The sequence below is a fragment of the Levilactobacillus mulengensis genome, assembly GCF_003946045.1.
Classification (GTDB): domain Bacteria; phylum Bacillota; class Bacilli; order Lactobacillales; family Lactobacillaceae; genus Levilactobacillus; species Levilactobacillus mulengensis.
Map to the genome: position 1 here is coordinate 111,882 of NZ_RHNW01000005.1, position 20,707 is coordinate 132,588.

Below are 20,707 nucleotides of genomic sequence, written 5' to 3' on the forward strand. Positions count from 1 at the left end.
ATCCAGAAAATATGCAAAGAAATGAATGTTTATAAAAGAATTGACATTTAAAATGGATGATGATAGATTTAATATCAATCAAGAAGACGTTGCCCAGAAGAGTAGCCCTTCACCGTTTGTTCAGCGAGTCCGGGTCGATGCAAGCCGGATCAAACGGTCGGGGTGAAGCGCATCTGGAAGTCGGCGCGGTGAATCAAGTAGCCATGCCTGGGTCGTGCCCATTACCGCACGGGTGTGAAATGCACTATGAGAGATAAAACAAGGTGGTACCGCGAATCGTTCGCCCTTGTTAGCCAGAGGTGGCTGACGAGGACGGGCGATTTTTTCGTTCAGACAAAGAAAATGAGGGGTCGATTATATGAAGAAATTAATGGGATTAGGTTTTGGGTTATTGGCAGTTGCGGCGTTGGCCGGGTGTGGGTCAACCGCAGCCCAGACGAGTGCGGACAAGGCGAATAAGGCGTTGAGCGTCACCATGGTCGGGAATCCCGCCACGGCCGACCCCGCCATTTCGGGTGACAGTAACAGTTCTAGTTTGATTGCGCAGACGGAAGAAGGCCTGTACACGTTGGACAAGAACGGCAAGGTCATCGCCGGGATTGCTGAAAAAGTGGTTAAGCCCACGAAAAATGGCACCGTTTATACGTTTAAGATCAAAAAAACTGCCAAATGGGCGAATGGCGATCCGGTGACGGCACAAGACTTTGTGACCTCCTTTGATTGGCAGGTCAATCCCAAGTCCAAGTCCCAGGTGGCCAACAAGCTCAAATACTTAAAGAATTATGATGCCGTTCAGGCCGGGAAGAAGGCCCCATCCGCTTTAGGTGCCAAGGCCTTGGACAAGAGCACGTTACAGTTGACGCTATCCAAGCCACAACCCTGGTTGCCAGATATCTTAGCCACGGCGGCGTATCCTATGAAGACCAGTCTTTTCAATAAATATGGTAGTAAGTACGGGACCAGCGCTGAGAAGACGCTCTCCGAAGGGCCTTACAAGCTGGTTGGCTGGAGTGGCGCGGCTGACAGCTGGTCTTACGTTAAGAACCCGCATTACTGGAATGCCAAGAACGTGAAAATCTCCAAGGTCAACGTGCAGGTTGTTAAGGATCCGGGCACGTCGGCTAGCCTGTTCAAGTCTGGCAAGGTTCAAGAGACCGTGCTTTCCGGGCAATACATCAAGCAAAATGCCAACAATCCAGAAATGAACACGACGCTGAACAGTTCGATGCGGTTCCTGGAATTTAACGATAAGAAGACCGTGACCCACAATACCAAGGTTCGTCAAGCCTTTTCCTACGTGGTCGACCGGAACGCGCTGACGAAGAACGTCCTGCAAGATGGTTCCGCAGCCGCTAAGAGCCTGATTCCTTCCGGCGATGGGAATGACCCAACAACGGGCAAGGACTTCTCCGAAGACGTGGGCAACCTCTTGAGTTACAACCCTAAAAAGGCCACTGAATTGTGGAACCAAGCGAAGAAGGAACTCGGCATCAAGAAGGCCAATTTGGAACTCCTGACCGCCGATACGGATGAACAAAAGCACGTGGCCCAATACCTGCAACAACAGGCGCAGAAGTACCTGCCAGGCCTGAGCATCACCATCAAGTCGATGCCATTGGCCCAACAGATTGCCAAGGGTGCGGCCGGTAACTTTGATATCGACCTCGACGGGTGGACCACGGATTGGCGGGACCCAGCCGACTTCTTACAAATGGCTGATGGGACCAGTTCCGTGAACTTTACCAAATGGGATAACGCCCACTTCACTAATTTAATGAAGCAAGTCGACGATACGGCCAGCCACACCACGCAACAACGGTGGGACCTGTTGAAGCAAGCTGACACCTACGTGACCAAGCAGGCCGGCTTAGTCCCTCTGTACCAACAAGCCAAGGCGCACCTGGTTTCCAAGTCCGTTGGCGGGTTGAAGTACACCATGATGAGCGATGCGCAATACAAGTACGCTTACTGGAAATAACGGATTAAACTGGTTTCTGGCAGCGCCTCCGAGCTGGTGAAAATGGGCCGTGACGCTGTGGGCGCCCGTCTGAAGCCTGAGAGGCGGTCTTCGGCTCCGGGTGTTCGCCCACAGCGTTCCGACTCGTTTTCCTCGCCCCGGAGGCGAAAGCCAACACTGTTTTAAACAAACTAATCAGTGAGTGCTTGCCCCGTGAGACAGGGCTCACCGACTAACCTCAAATTTTCGACCTCTAGAAAAGCAGTCGCTCCGCACTTTAGCGGACCGGCTGCTTTTTGTTTTGCCGAAAGGGTGGCGTTCACTATTTAAACTGTCGTATGATGAGTGGCAAGAACTATTCCACCACTTAACTTTGGGGAGACGCTGTTGGCGTGAAGTTGGGGGGTGGTGGTTGGTCATTGTCGGAGGAGGTACGGGGATGCATTTTCACAAGTTATTTATGGACCAAGTCGCACAGACGGTGGATCTATTCGAGATATTTTTGTTTCTATTGATACCGGTCTTTCTGGTCAAGGGAGCCGTTGACCTGGTGACGCTAGGGGAACTGTTCTGGGTCGATTATGGTCGGTTCTTCCTGGAGGCCATCGTGGGCTTCATTATTTTGTTTGCCGTGATCGACCTGATTGAGGCTGGGTTGCGGTACTTCCATCGTGAGTAAATTTTTTGTACATAAAAGCCGTCGTCTCGAGCATTGTGCTGGGGACGACGGCTTTGCTGACTAATGCAGCATATCTTCGGTATAAATGGTGTGGTCGGAGACGTGTTCGAACAGCTCGTGACCATTGCTGGTGTGGGTGTCGATGAACATGCCCTGCCCATCATTAATGACGTAATAGTTACCAGCCGCGTTCTTGGCCAGCATGACCACGACCTCCTCACCCTGATGGAGCACCTCACTGTCGGTAACGGCCATTTTGGTGGTGCCACCCTGGGTAAAGGTGACGGACTTGCCGCTGAGACCCTTGAAATGTTCATCAATCTTTAGTGTTTGGGTGGTGTAGTAGTTCTTGGGCGCCTTGTGGTGAGCGACACTTTTGGTAATTGTGCCCTCCACGATGGTGCCGGCGTCTTTACGAATGGCTTCAACCCCATAGATGCCATTGGAGTAATCCTTGAGGTGGTCGACGGTCAGTGTCGGCTTGGCTGAGGATGCCAGCACTTTTTTCGTACTGAGCGGGGTCGCGTAGACCTTTTTGGCACCACGGATATCGACGTTGCGCAGGGGATGTACCCGGTTGGCCGGATTCATCACACTGATGGAGCCGGACTGATTGTGGCTCAACCCCAGCGCGTGGCCCATTTCGTGGATGGCGACGTTGGTGCGTTGCTTCTTATTGTATTTGTATTTTTTTAAAACAGTGCGGTTGAGATACATGGCCGCACCAGTCTGGTGACCGGTTTTGTCATAAGACATGCCATTGTAGGCCATCCCGGTAGCGTTGGTCCAGATGCCGGAGTTCTTGGCCACAGTCGTGGTAAACGTGCGCGACTTTTTATTCTTGGTGGTCGACCATTTGAAGGCCTTAGAGTTATTCCAAGACTTTCGGGCCGCCGTCCAGATGGAACGGTAGTAGGCACTGGTTGATTTATTGTAATAGGACGCCTTCTTAGCGGCGTAGCGGTACTTATTCGCCGGCGTAGGGTTCTTGGTGGCCGCACTGGCAGAAACGCCGCCAAGGAGCGCTAAGCAGGTCGTTAGCAAGATGACTGATTTTTGCAAACGAAACGACTCCTCTCCAAATTAGTTGGGGATGGAACCAGTCGCTAAAATGCCTTGTTACTAAACTGTCCAACCCGCTTATTACCTAAGCTTAGTCCCGTAGTCAGCGCTTGTCCAGACTGAATTAGGGTGCGATGGCGGCCGTTTCCGGCAGTGGGCTCAAAGTACCCTGCTGTGTGGCCGGTTCCAGCCTGAGAAAGCGGCTTCCACCTCAACTTTGAGCCTGAGGGGCGGTCTCAAAGGTTGTCCCATGCTCTAAGCAGAGAAGAGCGCTCTACTAAGACCATCGACATAGCAGGGCACTTTGGCCCGCCTCTGGTCACTGACGTTAAGCTTGTGGTTCAAAGTTCTGTTTGTTCCGCGCTGAAGCCCGGTGTTATGCGATTTAGCGGGTGAGTAATTGGCTGATTTTTGATGTGTTTCTCCCTATATGTAATCTAGATAAAATTCAGCCCATGATAACGCTCCTCGTGCTTCCAGGCGGCGACGAGGTCTTGGGCGATGAAGAAGTAGTCGGCAGCGGTCATGCTGGGACGAATTTCGTGTAATTTTTGGGCAACATCCTGCGTGGATAGGGCCTGCTGACCGAAGGCGTGGTCAAATAAGTAGGTATCTAGGGCTTGCAATTGCGAATCTGTGAAATGGAAATTCAGGAGTATTAGGGCGCTGGGCTTGATCTTGGTCTTGGCACAGATGGCGTTTAGGACCTCTAGCAATAGAAATTCGTGAGTCAGCGTGGCATCGTTCATGTGTGATTTCCCCCTTGTCCTGTTAGAATACGGGAAAGTGGCGGCAATAGCTAGTAAATTGTCTTATAAATAAACTTGATAAATTATTTAGTATGCGTCATTAAATGATTTGTCAAAAAAACCGCCAATCAGGTGTGATTGACGGCGCGAATTTAACGTTAATGGGAAACGCGAAAATTGTGGTACAGGTGCGGCATGATGTGTTTGTCAGACGCCGCGATGATTACCCCGTTGAAGAGGATGGAGTAAAGCGTCCCCACGTTCACGGAGTAAATCTGCCGGGTAAACGCGTAGCAGACCGCAATCATGATGATTGGTGGGATGAAGTCAACGAACTGTGAGGCCGTTGCGCGACCACCCAGATACATGAAGCGCAGGATGTTAGAGGTGTCATCGTTGGGATGCATAATTAGATTGGCTCGCTGGTAAATGGAAATCGAGCAGGCAAAGATGGTGACCCCTAAGATGCTCAGCAGCATGCGCCAGGCTAAGTTCAGGTCGGGGATTCCCCATTTGGTAAACATCGCCACAAATAAATCAATGAAGTAGCTGAAACAGGAAATGAAGACGACCTCACCAACAAAGCGGGGGATGTCGACCTGGTGAATCAGAAATTGGTTCAACAGGGCACTGCAGATCCCGACAATCAGGAGGATGACCCCCACGTTGCCGTGAATCCAGTAGGCGATGTTGACGGCCGCCGCGGTCCAAATCCCGCTACCGGCATTGGCAGCGACGCTCAGGGCGTTGCCAAAGGCGTTCAGGACCAGCCCGATGATGAGGGCGACGACGCGATAAGACATGTGATTCTTCTTCTCTTGCTGTTGCAAAACGACTCACCTCGACATAGTTTCCGTAGCGTTTTCTCCTATAGATAGCGACGCGAAAAGTCGAGTGGCGTTATGCATAGATATTAAATGTAGCGGATATTTATTACCTAATGATACAAAAAAATCAGCAACCACGAAGTTAACCTCGTGAAAGCTGATTAGTAAGTGATGGGCAGTCAGGGGATCGAACCCTGGACCCACGGATTAAGAGTCCGTTGCTCTGCCAGCTGAGCTAACTGCCCATGTGATTGATTTGTTGCTGTTGTATGTCTTCCATATCAACGAGAACTATCATATCATGCGGGTGCAGGGTGCGCAACCCCTTTTCCGAAAAAAGTTGATTTTTATTCAAAAAAACTGGGTATTTTATCAAACGTGAGGAAAACTTATCCCCGGTTTAACGCGGATTATAGGTATTTTTATTTCGAGAAAAAGTTTTTTGGCTTTTTTGGTATTTTTTTCAAAATCAGGGCAAATCGCGGACAAGTAAGTCGGTTTACGTGGTAAAAAAAGGTGAAATTTTTTTATTTTTTTTTAAAAAGGCTGATTTTTGCGAAAATCTCCGTGTTTTTGACTGAGGTAGGTTGGGGCAGTATTTTGTGGTACTCGGCATTTCAGAAATAATTAGCGGTCGCTATCATCATCGGCGGCTTCAAGATCAGTTGCTTGAAGGAGATGACGGATTGGTGGGTGACGGCGTTTTTCACCAAGGAACAATTACTGAGGGAACCTAATTATTTTAGTTGGCTCACTGGAGTAGTTGGTCAATCGGTGATCACGAAAACACAACGGGTTATCTCGCCAAAGCTAAGTGTTAAAGCAGAAAGGTCGCTGGCCAACCCGTAATCGATTTGACCTGAAAATGTAAAGAACCGCCTACTTCCCCGGCATAGGACGGGGCTTTCAATTGTTTTTCATGGATTTAGCAGACAAAAGCGCACGTTTTGTCTACTAAATTATCGTATTTCCCGGGAAATACCAGATTAAAACCACCTTAAATCCTTGATACACTGGGACTGAAAGAAACTTCATGATGTGTTATAATTCAGTTAGCGTTGCTCTCAACGACACCGGAACCTTATCGGGTCGGGTAACGCCCCTTAAAAACACCAGGCGTTCAACAAAGGAGCGCCTACATTCCTTGACTTTAAACGATGAAAAAACTGAAAATAAACTGCTGTGGCCCCGTTGTCGGTGGTATTTTGACACCCAATGGCCGGCCTGCCGGTAATCCTGCAATTACCGGATCGCTCGTATTTCCCTTAAGGAGGAAATTTTTACTATGCCTAAGAAAATTCTCGTTGTCGATGATGAAAAACCAATTACTGATATTATGAAGTTTAATTTGGAAAAAGAAGGTTACGAAGTGGACGTCGCCTATGATGGCGAAGCCGCTGTCCAACAGGTCGAAGAGGGGAATCCCGACCTGGTTATTTTGGATTTGATGTTGCCTAAGCTTGATGGCTTGGAAGTTGCCAAGTCTATCCGGAAAAAGCATGATATGCCAATCATCATGGTCACGGCCAAGGATTCCGAACTGGACAAGGTCGTGGGACTAGAAGTTGGGGCCGATGATTACGTCACCAAGCCATTCTCTAACCGGGAATTGGTGGCACGAGTCAAGGCGAACCTACGGCGGCAAAGTGCTGCGGCACACGCCCAACCCGAAGAACCCGAAAACCAAGACATTGAGATCGGTGATTTAACCATTCATCCCGAAGCTTACTCTGTCTCCAAGCGCGGCGCCAATATTGATCTGACGCACCGTGAGTTTGAGTTGCTGCACTACCTGGCCCAACACATTGGCCAAGTCATGACCCGGGAACACTTACTGCAAACGGTCTGGGGCTACGATTACTTTGGTGATGTCCGGACCGTGGACGTGACGGTTCGGCGGCTCCGTGAAAAGATTGAAGATGCCCCTAGCCACCCAACTTGGCTGGTCACACGGCGGGGTGTCGGGTACTACCTGCGCAACCCAGATTCCGACCAAGCCTAGCGGTAACGCTAAATCTCGCATTGAGGAGTATGTGACTTCGTGAATAGTAAAATAAAATTTTTCCAGTCGATTCATTTTAAAATCGCGCTGGTCTTCGCGCTACTCCTACTTTTAACGCTGGAGATCGTTGGCGCTGTGTTTGTCCGTCAGTTGGAACGCCAGAACTTAAACACGTTCAAGGCCCAACAGGTGGTGCAGACCTACATTGGCAATCGGCTGTCTGACGAATTGACCACGACGAGTGCCGCCAAGAGTGACAAGCAAATCAAGTCGACGCTGTCGGAAATCAACAATACCAATAACGCTCAGATTCGGGTCATCGACAACAAGGGGACCATCCGTGGGACCAATGAAGTCGATAACCAAGGAATCGTGGGCCAGAAAACCACTGATAATAACATTAAGAATGCCATCTACAACAACCGCGACGTGGTACGGACGACCTATAATTCACAGAATAATAGTCGGTACTACACCACGATTACGCGGTTGATTCGGACCCAGGGAAATAACAGCGAGTTAGTCGGGGTTATTTACATGCGGTCCAGCCTGGACTCGGTCTATCAAAATATCAATCAAATCACGCTGATCTACGTATCGGCAACGTTTGTGGCGATTATTTTGGGGCTGGTCATGGCGATAATTATTTCCCGGGCTATAACCCGGCCAATCGATGAAATGAAGAAACAAACGTTGCGGATCGCTCGAGGGGACTACTCTGGCCACGTGCACGTGTATGGGAATGATGAACTGGGCCAACTGGCCAGCGCCGTCAATAACCTGTCCGTGCGGGTGGAAGAGGCCCAAGAGTCGACCGAGTCCGAACGGCGGCGACTCGACTCCGTCATGGCCCACATGACCGATGGGGTGATTGCCACCGATCGGCGCGGTAACGTGACCATCATTAACGAGACTGCTAGCAGCTTCCTGGACCACGACCCCGATGATGCCGTGGGTAAATCCATCTTGGACTTACTGGATATTCGTGACGACTATACGTTGCGCGAACTGCTAGAAGATCCCGATGATTTAGTATTGGATTTTTCCACTAAAGAACATGATTTGATCTTGCAAGCCTACTTCTCCTTGATTCAACGGGAGTCTGGCTTCATTTCCGGATTAGTTTGTGTGCTCCATGATGTCACCGAACAACAGAAGATCGACCAGGACCGGAAGGAATTCGTTTCCAACGTGTCCCATGAGTTGCGGACGCCGTTAACCTCCGTGCGGGCCTACATCGAGTCCCTGTCCGAAGGGGCTTGGAAGGATCCCGAGGTGGCGCCACGCTTCTTGAAGGTCACCCAGGAAGAAACTGACCGGATGATCCGGATGATCAACGACCTGTTGACGCTGTCGCGAATGGACTCCGGAACCCAAAAGGTCGACCTGGAAATGGTCAACTTGAACGAACTATTTAACTACGTGCTCGACCGCTTTGACATGATGTTGAAGCAGGATGATAAGCCCGAAAAGACTTACACCATCAAGCGCGACTTCACCAAGCGGGACCTCTGGGTCGAAATCGACACGGACCGCTTCACGCAGGTGCTGGACAACCTGATGAACAACGCTATCAAGTACTCACCTGATGGCGGTATCGTCACGGCCCGCCTGCTGGAGACGCACAACAACGTGATTTTAAGCGTGTCTGACCAAGGGTTAGGGATTCCACGGGCAGATATTCCGCGGATCTTTGACCGGTTCTACCGGGTAGATAAGGCCCGTTCACGGGCACAAGGCGGAACTGGACTGGGCCTTGCGATTTCCAAGGAAGTCGTCCAAATGCTGGGCGGCCGAATCTGGGTCGACAGTCGCGAAGGCCGGGGATCCACGTTCTATATTTCCTTGCCTTACAAGCCGTACGATGAGGAGGATCTCTGGGATGAAGATAACTAAAGCATTTCTACCACTGGGATTGACCTTAGCCGTGGCAGTCAGTGTGACGTTATCCGCCATGATTTGGACGAATCCCGCGCAGTATGAGCGCAGTCGCCAGCGCAGCTCCAATACGCCGACGACCGAGCTGAATACTCGGCCGCAAAAGGATATTTATCTGCCGACCGAGGTGGTGTACACCAACGCCAGCGGTAAGCAAGAACTGCTGAACAACCGGAAAGTTAACCTGACTACGGAGATTCGCGAGGCCCTGTCGAAATGGGACCTGGGGAGTATCCGCCGGGAACGGCCGGGTTCACGTTCAGCGTACATGCATTATTTAACCACTAAGAGTAGTTTACTGATGTCCTATTCGGCACCGGTTAATATTAAAATGTTTAACACAATCTTTGGCAGTAAGCTCGTCCGGACCTCCGCGGAATTTTCCCGGATCATGGTGCCGCTAAACGATGCCAAACACCTGTATTTACTGGACGACAAGGATCAAGAAGTCTATCGGATCAGCGTGCGCAAGAGTGATCTCGCCGCGCTACAGAAGATTTTAAAGGAAAACTTGTTCCGTATCGACGTTCAGATGAAATGGTTCACCAAGTCGGCGATTCCGTACGTCACGAACAGTGTGACGGTTCAGTCGTATAGCTATTTGGTCAACCAACAGTCGACGGATTACTTTACCACCCGCTTGCTCAACAAGGGGGAGTCGACCAACGTTTCGGCTAAGAAGAATAAGGATAATACGATTTATAGCGACGGGGCCTCGCGCCAGCTGACCGTTTACAACAAGAGCGGGACGGCATTGTACGAGGACTACAGCGCGCTACAATCGTCATTCAACTTCAGCCAGGCGCTCAGTGCCAGCTATAGCGCGGTCAAGTCCATCGGGATTCCCATGGAAAACCTGCGTTATTACGGCTACAATTCTGGGAAGTCGACCGTGACCTACCGGAGTTTCGTTGAAGGATTCCCGATTTTTAACCAGAGTAACTACGGGGCGGCGCGGATTCAAATGCTATCACAGGGCGTTCGGCGCTACAATTTCTCACTGTACAGCCTGCAAGTTCCTGTCCCTAACGATAAGAAAGCCGAGTCACTGCCTAGCACGCAAAGCGTCATTGACCGACTGGTAGCGGCCGGGTATAGTAAGAAACAAATGACGGCGTTGCAGTTGGGTTACCAGTGGTTGGCCTCGTCCTCATCGGATAAGGTCGTCAATTTGACGCCAACCTGGTACGTGTTCTACAACGGAAGCTGGAAAACTTACGACCAGATGCTAAAGCAGTCATAAACCGGTCAAAAAAGGAGGGCGGTCCGGCATGGATTTTCGCCGCATCGAGTGGTTATTCTTAGTCGCGTTCATTGTTATTGATATCTTCTTGTTCGCCGCCTTTCAGCGCGATACGTCCGGGGAGACCGATACCACGTCCAGCCGCTCGGCCGATAGTGACACGACAATCATTAAGGAAATGCGCTCTGACGATATTACGTTTGACACGCCATCGAAGAAGAGTGGCGAGGGCTACTACATTTCCACAACCAACGACGATAGCATCAAGAGTAGCCTGACCAGTCTGAGCGACCAGACCGTGCGTTACGAAACGGACGGGACGATTGCCTCGACGTTTAAGACGGCCGTCACCGGCGTCGACCCTAAGCATCCGGATAAAACGCTGGATACCGTGGTCAACAACGGCGCGCTCATTTTAAATGGCACGAATTACTTCTATAACAAACAGTTGTCGAGCCGGAACACCGTGGTCTACACGCAACACGTGACGGACGGGCAGATTTATTCGCGCTACGGAGAGATCCGGTTCAGCCTGACCAACGACGGCCAGGTGACCGGCTACACCCAAGGGTATCTGACGGACGTCGCCACCTTGCGGGAAAAGACCGAGACCATTTCGGAACGCAAGGCGCTGATCTGGTTGTATCAGTACAATCAGATTGCCAATAACACCAAAATCGTCTGGACCAAGCTGGCGTACACGCGCTACTTTACGTTGAAGAATAGCAGCGTCTACATTCCAACTTGGGTCATCGCGGTCAAGGCCAACAGCGGCAACAACGCCGGCGTTCTCCAGCTGAAGCACGTCAACGCGTTCACCGGGGCCATTCTGACCAACGATAGCAACGTGAAGACGGTCAGCGGGACCTCGACTACCAGCAACTAAGCCACGTTAAATGAAAATGACGAAAGGCGGCCGCGAGCCGCCTTTTTTGCTGGGGTGAAAAGTTTTCTGCGATGGTTGTTTCCGGCGGCGGGCCAGGTGTCCTGCTAGTGGGGACCGGTTCCAGCCTGGGAAGCGGTCTTCCACCTCGCTTTTAAGCCTGGAAGCCCGCCAGTCTCAAAAGTCGTCCCATGGCCTAAGCTGAGGAAATCGCTCAGCTAAAGCCATCGACACAGCTGGGCACCTAGCCCCGCCTCTGGTCGCTGTTGATGGTGGAAAATTAATATGATTATAGTGAGGTTATTTTTAAGTGAGTTGTTAATCGTGATTACACCCCAAGAACTGTCGACGGGGATGGAAAAATGAAACACTGGTTGCGGGTCAACCCAGTCTAAGCCGCAGGGTGGGTGAAAATGAGCTCAGCCGTGGGAGTTATCTTAGCGACGGGCTTTGCCGCTTAGATAACTGCTATCTTTGAGACGTGGTCTTCGGCTCAAAGTAAGTTCGGAGACCGCCCTGTGGCTCCGGACGGGCGCCCACCGCGTCACGGCTCAATTTTCACCCGCCCGGAGGCGGAGGTTAACCCGCAAACGCAGTGTATAATCCAATTAATATTAGTTACAAGGAAGCTGAAATGCGGTATGATTACGGTATTGAATTTTAAGGAGAGGTCGAATTGAATTTGCGAACGGATACAGCAGTAGCAGATGACCTGCGCATCAGCATTTTATCTAGTGGTAGCACGGGTAATGTGGCCTACGTGGAGAGCCCCAACGAACGCATCATGATTGATGCCGGGTTGAGTGGCAAGAAGATTGAAAAGTTGATGGGCGATATCAACCGGAACATGAACGACGTGAACGCGTTGTTGGTCACCCATGAACACTCGGATCACCGGCAGGCTGTGGGCATTTTGGCGCGGCGGTACGAGCAGCTGAACGTGTACGCCAACAAGGGCACTTGGGACGCTATGGATAGCAAAATTGGCAAGGTCGAATTGGCCCAAAAGCATTTGTTTGCGCCGGATACGGTCCAGACGTTCGGGGACATTGACGTGGAGAGTTTCTCCGTGTCCCACGATGCCGCCGAACCCCAATTCTACGCGATTCACTACCACGGGAAGACGTTTGTCATTTTGACGGATACCGGCTACGTTTCCGAGCACGTGGAAGGTGTGATCAAGGACGCCGACGCCTACCTGCTGGAGTGCAACCATGACGTGGAAATGCTGCGGATGGGCGAGTACTCGTGGCCACTGAAGCAGCGGATCCTGGGCGACAAGGGGCACTTGTCAAACGAAGAGGGCGCTGACGCGTTGATGGACGTGCTGGGCAACCGGACCAAGAAAATCTACCTCGGCCACCGGAGCCTGCACAATAACATGCAGTCACTGTGTCACCTGACCGTGGCCTCCATGATGGAAAACCGCGATTTCGGCGTCGGCCATGACTTCCAGCTGATCGATACCAATCCAGAAGAAGCTACGCCACTGGTTGCGTTGTAGGCGAAATTGGTGAGTGGCAGATTGTTGGTTGGGATTAACTGAATCGAGTAAGAATAACCAGACAGATTAACAGCAAGGCTACGCAATGTCACAACCTGCGTAAAGTCGAGCAGGCCCAACCAGTAAGTCACAAAACAAAACCAACAACCAAACAAGTAACCACCTAATTTACCAAACAACGACGAACCAGGGCTAAGCCAGTGTTAGCCGATAGGGCGGGCAAAATGGACTCAGCCGTGGGAATGCTCTTAGTGGCAGGTCTTGCCGCTTAGAGCATTGGTATCTTTGAGACTCGGGTTGTGAGGCTCAAAGTAAGCTGGAAGACCGCACTTTGGCTTCCGGCGTCTGCCCACAGCGTCACGGTCCATTTTGACCGCCCGGCAAGGCGACCCAACACGTCTTACCCCAGGTTCTTCGTAAGATTTGGTAAACTTTAGGACTTCAGCACCGAATCGTCGAAAAAAATTCATACTCACTCGTTAAGATGAATATAATTAAAAAACGACGGCCGGAGCGGCAACGCCCCTGGCCGATAAATGAGGAGGGTTCGCGCGTTAGCGCAATGTGATGGATAACAATAACAACAATAATCAATTTGAAAATAATGATCAAAACCAAGCAACTCCAACGCCCACTCCGGAGCCACGAAAGCGGCAACGGGGCGGCCTGACCTTGACCAAGGTGGCCGTGACGGCACTGGTCGCCGGGCTGTTAGGTGGGGGTGCCGCTTACGGCGGAATCACCTACCTGAATAATAGTGGTATCAATGATACAGCGGTGCCCGCCGGCAGTAATAAGAGCGGCAACGCATCGACGTCTAACGTGACGGTCAACGTGTCTAGCCAGTCCACCAAGGCCTTTAACCAGGTCAAGGGGGCCATGGTCTCCGTGATTAATTTACAAAAGCAAAACAGTAGTAGCAGTACGCTGGGGCAACTGTTTGGCGCCGAATCTTCTGGCTCGAATTCCAAGTCGAAATCCGAACTGGAGGAAGCGTCCGAAGGGTCCGGGGTCGTTTACAAGAAGGACGGCAATACCGCCTACATCGTGACGAACAATCACGTGGTGTCCGGGTCGTCCGCTCTGCGCGTGGTGACCAGCTCGGGTAAGCAGCTGCAAGCGAAATTAGTCGGGAAGGATTCCGTCACCGACTTGGCTGTCTTGAAGGTCAACGGGTCTGATTTGAAGACCGTTGCGTCGTTCGGGAATTCCGATAAGGTCAAGGTCGGTGAAACCGCCTTGGCTATCGGGTCACCACTGGGTAGCCAGTATGCGACGTCACTAACGGAAGGGATCATTTCCGCTAAGAAACGGACGATTGAAACCACGAACTCATCCGGGACTCAGACGGGGAACGCCACGGTTATCCAAACCGACGCTGCCATCAACCCGGGGAACTCGGGTGGTGCGCTGATCAACGTCGGCGGCCAAGTCGTCGGGATCACCTCTTCCAAGATTGCTAGCGATGCTGAAGGGACCAGCGTTGAGGGGATGGGTTTTGCCATTCCATCAAACGAAGTTGTCAACATCATCAATCAATTGGTCAAGAAGGGGAAAGTTGTGCGGCCAGCGTTAGCGATTACCTACGTGGACCTCGCCAACGTTTCCAGTGCCCAACAGAAGTCGATCTTGAAGCTGCCATCTAATGTGGAGAGCGGGGTCGTTGTGATGAGCGCCAGCGCCGGATCACCAGCGAAGAAGGCTGGGCTGACCAAGTACGACGTCATCACGGCCATGGGCGGTCACCAGATTTCCGACCAGTCCACGCTGCGTGACATCCTGTACACTTACAAGTTGAATGATACGGTCTCGATGACCTACTATCACAATGGCAAGAAGAAGACGGCCAACGTCAAATTGACCGAGACGTCTTCTCAGTTGAGCTCCTCAACGTCAGCCAACTCAGAAAGCTAATTGAATCTGAAATGAAAGCGACCACCGGAATTTTCTGGTGGTCGCTTTTTGCGATGATAATAAAATTAATGAAAAACCGAATTTTCCGACTGGCTTGGGGGAAATGAAAACGTGTCCGCTGGTCGGGAGCCCGAACGAAATGGGCGGAACGCCGGGAAGTAATTCAGGGGCAAAAATAAGCCTGTGGACAACTGTGGATAACTGAGGGGATAAATGGCATAATAGAACAGTGGAAAAGTTATGAACAGGGTCAGACCGGCGATGAAACCGGTGCAAAAGTTATCCACAGGCTCGGTGAGAGCCTGTGGATAGAAAAAGTTATTTGACCATTTAGCAGTGATAAACCCAGTAGCCATGCAGTTTGTAAGCGGATAGCCCGAACGGACGTTTCGTCTTAAAACGGTGGATAACTTATTTGATATTGACTTTTTAACAAAAAATAAATATGGGGGGTCTTCAAGCAGAACCCCCCAATATCTAGGAAAACGGGTTGTGCACCTGTGGATAACTTTGTGGACAACCTGTGTACAGGAGGCTAATTATGAACATCAAATTTGTCGTTGTCGGTAAACTCAAAGAAAAGTATTTTAAACAGGGAATCGCGGAATACGCGAAGCGGTTATCACGGTTCTGTAAATTTTCAATCGTCGAGGTGCCCGATGAAAAGGCGCCAGAAAATCTATCTCAGGCGGAAATGGACCAGGTCATGGCTGCGGAGGGTGAACGCATCCTGAGTAAGATCAAGGACCGCGAATACGTCTACGCGCTGGCCATCCTGGGCAAGGAACGCTCGTCGGAGGAGTTTGCCAAAGAACTGAAGGATTTGACCACCTACGGCCACTCAGACATCACGTTCGTCATCGGGGGCTCACTGGGCCTCACACCGGCCGTTCTGAAGCGCGCAGATACCCAGATTTCATTCGGGCGGTTCACGTTGCCCCACCAGCTGATGCGGTTGGTGTTGACGGAGCAGGTTTACCGGGCGTTTATGATTAATGAAGGGTCTCCGTATCATAAATGATGCGGGTTAATATATTATATCGATTACAGATAAAAGAGTTTGGAACCAAAAGTCTCTAAATTTCAGTAATTAAAAATGGTTCTAGAAACCACAAAACGATTTCTAGAACCATTTTTTCAATTCCCTTTCTATTTCCAACCTACGTTGTTAACAGATGTTCCAGTGAATAACTGATCTGCACGCTTTAAGTCACATACCTTAATCATTGTTGCTAGAATCAGTTACTTTATTTATAACGGTAAAGATATGCGCCAGGGCTTTTGATAATTGCACCAGGATAAGTGGCATGTAAGGCTGTCTTGCCGTGGTGCTTAACCCGTGTCCAAACAGCCCAATCATTTTGGTAAGATCCATAACTGGGCGAGACACGGTACCCCTTGCCAACTTTTTTAATCAATAGATCACTATTCCAGTTGTTGGATTTCGTCGCATATTTAAATGAGCGTCCTGACAAGACGAACCAATTCGTTTTAGTTCCTGGAATAATGTTTTTTGATTCCCATTTTGTAAAAATCTGTTTATCATATCGGTGGAAAGACTTATTGTAAATTCGCCAATGCCCCCTCAGTTTTTTAGGCACTGTTGTGTAGTGCCTTTGCGCGGCTTGGGCGGGAACTGGTGTGGCAGTACTCAGCATGGTAGCACTAGTCACCGTTAGAATCAGTGTTGCTGTTAACCAAAACTTCTTCATATGAATTCGATACCTACTTTCTATTAATGATGGTTATACGATTGTCTCCCTCCGATTTCGACGACGACACATGATGACGTATGGTCCAACAAAGGTTGCGGCAGTTAACAAGACAGAGTAGCGGCAATCGTGATGAATGGATTACTGTTATCCTGCTTACTAGATGACTGATTGGCCTTTTGGTGAAGCAGTCTGCTCGATAGTGTTGGTTGACGCGAGCTACTGAGCTACCGTTTCAGCAGTGCCACTTTTTAGGACGAGAATTCCTCTAAAAAGCAGCCAAAAGAGTTTGGTACTAAAAGATCCTGAATTCCGGTATTTAAAAATAGTTGTCACGCGAGCGTAACGGCATGATACTTAACTAGTCCTTGCGACGACGGCGAAATCCGAAGAACCACAAGAAGGCAGCTGCCACAATGACTGCCACACCACCTACGAGGTAGAGCTGATGCTTATTGTCTTTATTCGCAGTGGATGACTGATTCTTTGTTGCAGAAGCTTGCTGCGTTGTTTGACCGGTCGTTGACTTAGAACTAGTTGTCTTATTAGACTTTTCCTTGCTCTTGGAAGAAGCACTTTTAGCGTTCTTCTTAGCAGTGTCAGTCTTGTTGGACTTCTTAGATGAGGCGTCAGTGACAGCGGCTTGCGCAACAGTTTCACCAGTGACTTGGTCAAAAGCACGGGTGACGGCTGGAATAATAGCGGTCAAGGTACCTTGGTTGTGATTTCCGGCAAAGGTTAGAACAGAAGTCCCTTTATAATTTCCTGAACGAGAAGTGGTTAGCGCAGATTGATGTCTAGCGTTCGTTGTCACCGTTCGCTTACTACTTTGTTTAGTAATCTTCTTTGTAGCCTTTTTAGTCGTGTGTTTGGTAGCTTTGGTCTTAGCCTTCTTGACGGTCTTGGCTACCTTCTTTTGGGTAACCGGTTGATTAGTAGGCTCCGTCGTTGAAGGGGTGACGACTGGTTGATCCGTAGAATCTGAAATATTGGCATCAGCAGTGGTCGTTTGGCTAGGAGTCGAGGTTCCAGTTCCACTATTATTTTGAGGGTTCTTTGCGGAAATCAAGGCATCCAAGACGCTTTGACGAACGGTGGCCAGATATTGGTCAGCTGCGACCTTAGCCTGGTTAGCTTGATCAAGGGCCGCTTGAGTAGTATCTAATGTCTTTTGGGCAGTGCTCAAAGTGGTGTTCGCCGCATCACTCATGTTCTTGGCATCCTGGAGAGCTTGCCTAGCCTTAGCGACAGTGCTATCAGCGTCATTGGAAGCACTTGAGGCGGTGTCAAACGCTTTTTGGGCATCACTTGCAGCTTGGCTAGCGTTAGCGGCGGTCAATTGAGCCTTTTGCACGTTAGCTGTCAAATTGGCTTGGTAGTTAGCAGCCAATTGGGCATCACTAGCAGCTGTTGAACTGGCCATTGAGGCATTATCGGCATTTTCTTGGGCGGCGGCAACGTTGGCAACAGCAGTGTTGTAGCCGCTTAGTTTAGCTTTTAAGTCGTTGAGTGTTTGTAAATCGGTTGCCGCTTGGCTCGTTTGAGAGTCCAATGTGCTCTTGGATTGATCCAGGTTAGCTTGTGCAGTTTTAGCAGTACTTTGAGCGGTTGCAAAGGCATTTGTAGCCTTAGTTGATGCATCACTAGCGTCGTTGTAAGCCGTCTTAGCATCGGCAAGTGCACTAGAAGCTGGTGTCAACTTGGAGTTGGCTGTATTGTTAGCGGTTTTTGCTGCGTCAAAGGTCGTTTGCTTGGTCGCGACAGTACTTGAAGCGTCAGCCAGAGCCTTATTCGCTGTGTCAGCAGGTGTCTGTGCGGCGTCAACGGTAGCTTGTGCTGAAGTCTGGATGGTTTTGGCATCAGCTAATGCCTGTTTAGCACTGTCTAAGTTAGTTTCGGCTGTAGTGGCGGCTGTTTTGGCGTCGTTCAGAGTAGTTTGTTCACTAGCAAGTTGGGTAGTCAAATCATCGACTTGTTTTTGAACTGCCGCATAGTCGGTTGCGGTGGTATCAATAACATCCGTAGAAATATCTGCCTTGGTACTATCAGTCACGTTAGCCTTGGTGGCTTGTTCAAAGTGAATTTGACCGAGTGCATCAATTGAAAAGCCAAAGTAGGTTTGATCACTATTAGTGACACCGGACAAAGTGACGGCATCTCTAAATTGCGTTGAAGGATCGTCGGTAAACATCATTTGAACAATCGTGTTATAGATACCGCGTTTAACATCGTCTAATGTCTTGGCGCCACTAAGGGCACTCTTAGAGCCGACAGTGTCGTAATTGTTGTTGGTAGTATCCAATCCATAATTGTTTGCAGCGGGAGTAACGGCTGAGGTATCGTAGATGCTTGAATCTTGTACGTGGGTATCAAAGTCCCAGTTAGCGGTACTGTATTGAGAGGCAACTTCTTGTGCAAATCCCATCATGTTTGTCGTCAGTGTCACAGCAGTTTGACCGAGACTTGTTCGAATCTGATTAATCAAGGACGTCGCAAATTTTGCGAGATCTTGATATTGCGCATCGGTCAGAGCACTCGCAGTCGTATAGGTAACGGATGCATCACTGGCATTAGAGTGGTATTGGTTGGTAGTGATAGTTGTTCCGGGATTGGCTAGAGCTGCTACGGTTGACACGGCTGGATTTACTGTGCTTGTCATAGCCGCTTGTAGAGCGACACCATCATCTTTGAATGTAGATTCGGCAGCTTTAGCGGCGGTTGATGCGGTGGCGTCATTTGGATTGGCTTGACTGGCGGCAACCGCAGCACTCCAGGTAGCCTGGTCCTTTATGTACTGTGCAAGGGTTGGCGCAAAATCACTGTTGACACTGGCCATATTCTTGAGTGCATCAGCAGTTAAGGTAATTGTGTTTGCAGTTTGAATCGCAGCCTGGGCAGAGGATAAGGCGTTTGATGTTGCTGCAAAAGAAGTTTCAGCATTAGTCTGGGCGGCAGTGGCGTCTGCTGCTGTTTTTGCTGCTGTGTCGGCTGCCTCAGTGTCTTTGGTGACATTACCTTGCGCTGTAGTTAAAGCGTCCTGAGCGCTCTTAAGTGTTGCATTGGCGTTGCTAGCTTGAGTGGTTGCGGTAGTTAGAGCGGTATTTGCTTCGGTCAGGGCTGTGCTAGCAGCATCTAGGTCAGTCTTTGTGGTGTCTGCGTTGTTCTGGGCAGTATTGAAGTCTGATTGAGCCTTATCTAAGGCCTCTTTAGCTGCTTGCAACGCAGCAGCTTTCTGGCTGGCTAACGTAGAATCCGTTTTGACTGCATCATTGGCGTTGTTAAGCGCCGTTGTTTGTTTATCAATGGCAGCGGAGGTTGTGTTAACATTTGTATCGTCTTGGTTAACAACACTGGTTTGGTCTGTAATTTGTTTTTGTAAGGCGTCAATATTAGCCGGCGTAGCATCGGTAGCTGCTGATTGTAAGTCAGCAAGTGATTTTGCAGCTGCGGCTGCAGAAGTTGCGGCATCATTGGCTGCTTTTTGGGCAGCAGCCGTGGAGGATAGGTTGGCGGTACTATCCTGGGTAGCCTTATCACTAGCATCAGCAGCTGACTGGGCGTTACTATTAGCAGTATTTAGTGCTTGCTGCGCACCAGCCTTAGTATTAGCGGCAGATGATTGGTTAATGGTGGCATCACTCAACGTCTTTTCAGCAGCGGATACCGCCTGTGATTTTTGACTAGCCGCAGATTTTGCTTGGGTGACGCCTGCAGCGGCAGAATCAGCATTCTGCTTGGCTGTGTCAACAGCTGCACTGGCTTTGTCGTCAGCAGTGCTGGCGGCCAGAACACTCGGATCAGCTTCAACTTGCGAGTTTAAGGCACTCTGGGCATCTTGGTTAACGGTGGTCGTGTCGCTGGTAGTTGGGACGGTAGCAGCGTTTGCGGTGATATTGTTAGTCATAATAGCACCGGCCAGTACTGCGGTAGTTCCAGCGACAATTTGAATTGTTTTTTTCATAAAAGGTAATCTCCCTTGAAAATAAAAGTATATAAAACTAACTAGCATAGAAATGGCAATTGAAAGCAATAGTTGCTTCGACTGATATGACGTTAACAGCAGCGATGAAAACGGTTACAAACGATTATAGCTGACGTTACACGCTCTTAGCGAAAAACGTTGTAGTATAACAATACTTCTAATGATAATTTTAAATCCCAAAATACATGTAACATGTACATTGTTATGTGTAAAATCTATTTTGCTTTCAGTGTACACCTTTTGCCTTGCATAATA

14 protein-coding genes and 1 tRNA gene are annotated in these 20,707 nt (G+C 49.7%); 9 read left to right on the top strand and 6 right to left on the bottom strand.

What is annotated here, in order from left to right; all coding sequences use genetic code 11:
* Positions 1-358: 358 nt before the first annotated feature.
* Positions 359-1,978 (top strand): peptide ABC transporter substrate-binding protein, encoded by a 1,620-nt coding sequence (locus EKM84_RS06655; protein ID WP_125764962.1) that lies wholly within the window; start codon positions 359-361, stop codon positions 1,976-1,978.
* A gap of 418 nt (positions 1,979-2,396) precedes the next feature.
* Positions 2,397-2,636, top strand: coding sequence for a hypothetical protein (locus tag EKM84_RS06660; protein ID WP_125764964.1), 240 nt, complete (start codon positions 2,397-2,399; stop codon positions 2,634-2,636).
* Positions 2,637-2,696: 60 nt separating this feature from the next.
* Here EKM84_RS06660 and EKM84_RS06665 read toward each other — a convergent pair whose 3' ends face one another.
* The 4 genes from EKM84_RS06665 to EKM84_RS06680 all read right to left on the bottom strand — a co-directional run bounded on the left by EKM84_RS06665 (position 2,697) and on the right by EKM84_RS06680 (position 5,519).
* Positions 2,697-3,698 carry a matrixin family metalloprotease gene (locus EKM84_RS06665; protein WP_225418162.1) on the bottom strand — a complete coding sequence of 334 codons (1,002 nt, stop codon included), beginning with the start codon at positions 3,696-3,698 and terminating at the stop codon, positions 2,697-2,699.
* Between the two features lie 437 nt (positions 3,699-4,135).
* Positions 4,136-4,447 (bottom strand): hypothetical protein, encoded by a 312-nt coding sequence (locus tag EKM84_RS06670; protein WP_125764966.1) that lies wholly within the window; start codon positions 4,445-4,447, stop codon positions 4,136-4,138.
* 158 nt (positions 4,448-4,605) lie between these two features.
* A complete protein-coding gene (locus tag EKM84_RS06675; RefSeq protein ID WP_225418163.1) occupies positions 4,606-5,277 on the bottom strand; it encodes a hypothetical protein in 672 nt (223 codons plus the stop codon).
* Positions 5,278-5,446: 169 nt separating this feature from the next.
* Positions 5,447-5,519: transfer RNA gene (locus EKM84_RS06680), tRNA-Lys, on the bottom strand.
* A 1,040-nt stretch (positions 5,520-6,559) separates the two neighbouring features.
* Here EKM84_RS06680 and yycF point away from each other — a divergent pair.
* The 7 genes from yycF to rlmH all read left to right on the top strand — a co-directional run bounded on the left by yycF (position 6,560) and on the right by rlmH (position 15,779).
* Positions 6,560-7,276: a response regulator YycF gene (gene yycF / locus EKM84_RS06685; RefSeq protein ID WP_125764968.1), complete on the top strand. Its 717-nt coding sequence runs from the start codon at positions 6,560-6,562 to the stop codon at positions 7,274-7,276.
* 39 nt (positions 7,277-7,315) lie between these two features.
* Positions 7,316-9,172 (top strand): cell wall metabolism sensor histidine kinase WalK, encoded by a 1,857-nt coding sequence (gene walK, locus EKM84_RS06690; RefSeq protein WP_125764971.1) that lies wholly within the window; start codon positions 7,316-7,318, stop codon positions 9,170-9,172.
* Positions 9,159-10,457: a YycH family regulatory protein gene (locus EKM84_RS06695; protein ID WP_125764973.1), complete on the top strand. Its 1,299-nt coding sequence runs from the start codon at positions 9,159-9,161 to the stop codon at positions 10,455-10,457. Before walK ends, EKM84_RS06695 begins: the two co-directional genes overlap by 14 nt.
* A 28-nt stretch (positions 10,458-10,485) precedes the next feature.
* The gene (locus EKM84_RS06700; RefSeq protein ID WP_125764975.1) at positions 10,486-11,343 is read left to right on the top strand and encodes a two-component system regulatory protein YycI; all 858 of its coding nucleotides are present in this window, start codon (positions 10,486-10,488) and stop codon (positions 11,341-11,343) included.
* 673 nt (positions 11,344-12,016) lie between these two features.
* Positions 12,017-12,844, top strand: coding sequence for an MBL fold metallo-hydrolase (locus EKM84_RS06705; protein ID WP_125764977.1), 828 nt, complete (start codon positions 12,017-12,019; stop codon positions 12,842-12,844).
* Positions 12,845-13,411: 567 nt separating this feature from the next.
* On the top strand, positions 13,412-14,758 hold the full coding sequence (locus EKM84_RS06710; protein WP_164511338.1) for a S1C family serine protease: 1,347 nt from the start codon (positions 13,412-13,414) through the stop codon (positions 14,756-14,758).
* Between the two features lie 541 nt (positions 14,759-15,299).
* Positions 15,300-15,779, top strand: coding sequence for a 23S rRNA (pseudouridine(1915)-N(3))-methyltransferase RlmH (gene rlmH / locus EKM84_RS06715; protein ID WP_125764980.1), 480 nt, complete (start codon positions 15,300-15,302; stop codon positions 15,777-15,779).
* A 226-nt stretch (positions 15,780-16,005) separates the two neighbouring features.
* Here rlmH and EKM84_RS06720 read toward each other — a convergent pair whose 3' ends face one another.
* Positions 16,006-16,470 (bottom strand): hypothetical protein, encoded by a 465-nt coding sequence (locus tag EKM84_RS06720; RefSeq protein ID WP_125764982.1) that lies wholly within the window; start codon positions 16,468-16,470, stop codon positions 16,006-16,008.
* A gap of 361 nt (positions 16,471-16,831) precedes the next feature.
* Positions 16,832-20,431 (bottom strand): SEC10/PgrA surface exclusion domain-containing protein, encoded by a 3,600-nt coding sequence (locus EKM84_RS06725; RefSeq protein WP_164511339.1) that lies wholly within the window; start codon positions 20,429-20,431, stop codon positions 16,832-16,834.
* Positions 20,432-20,707: the final 276 nt, after the last annotated feature.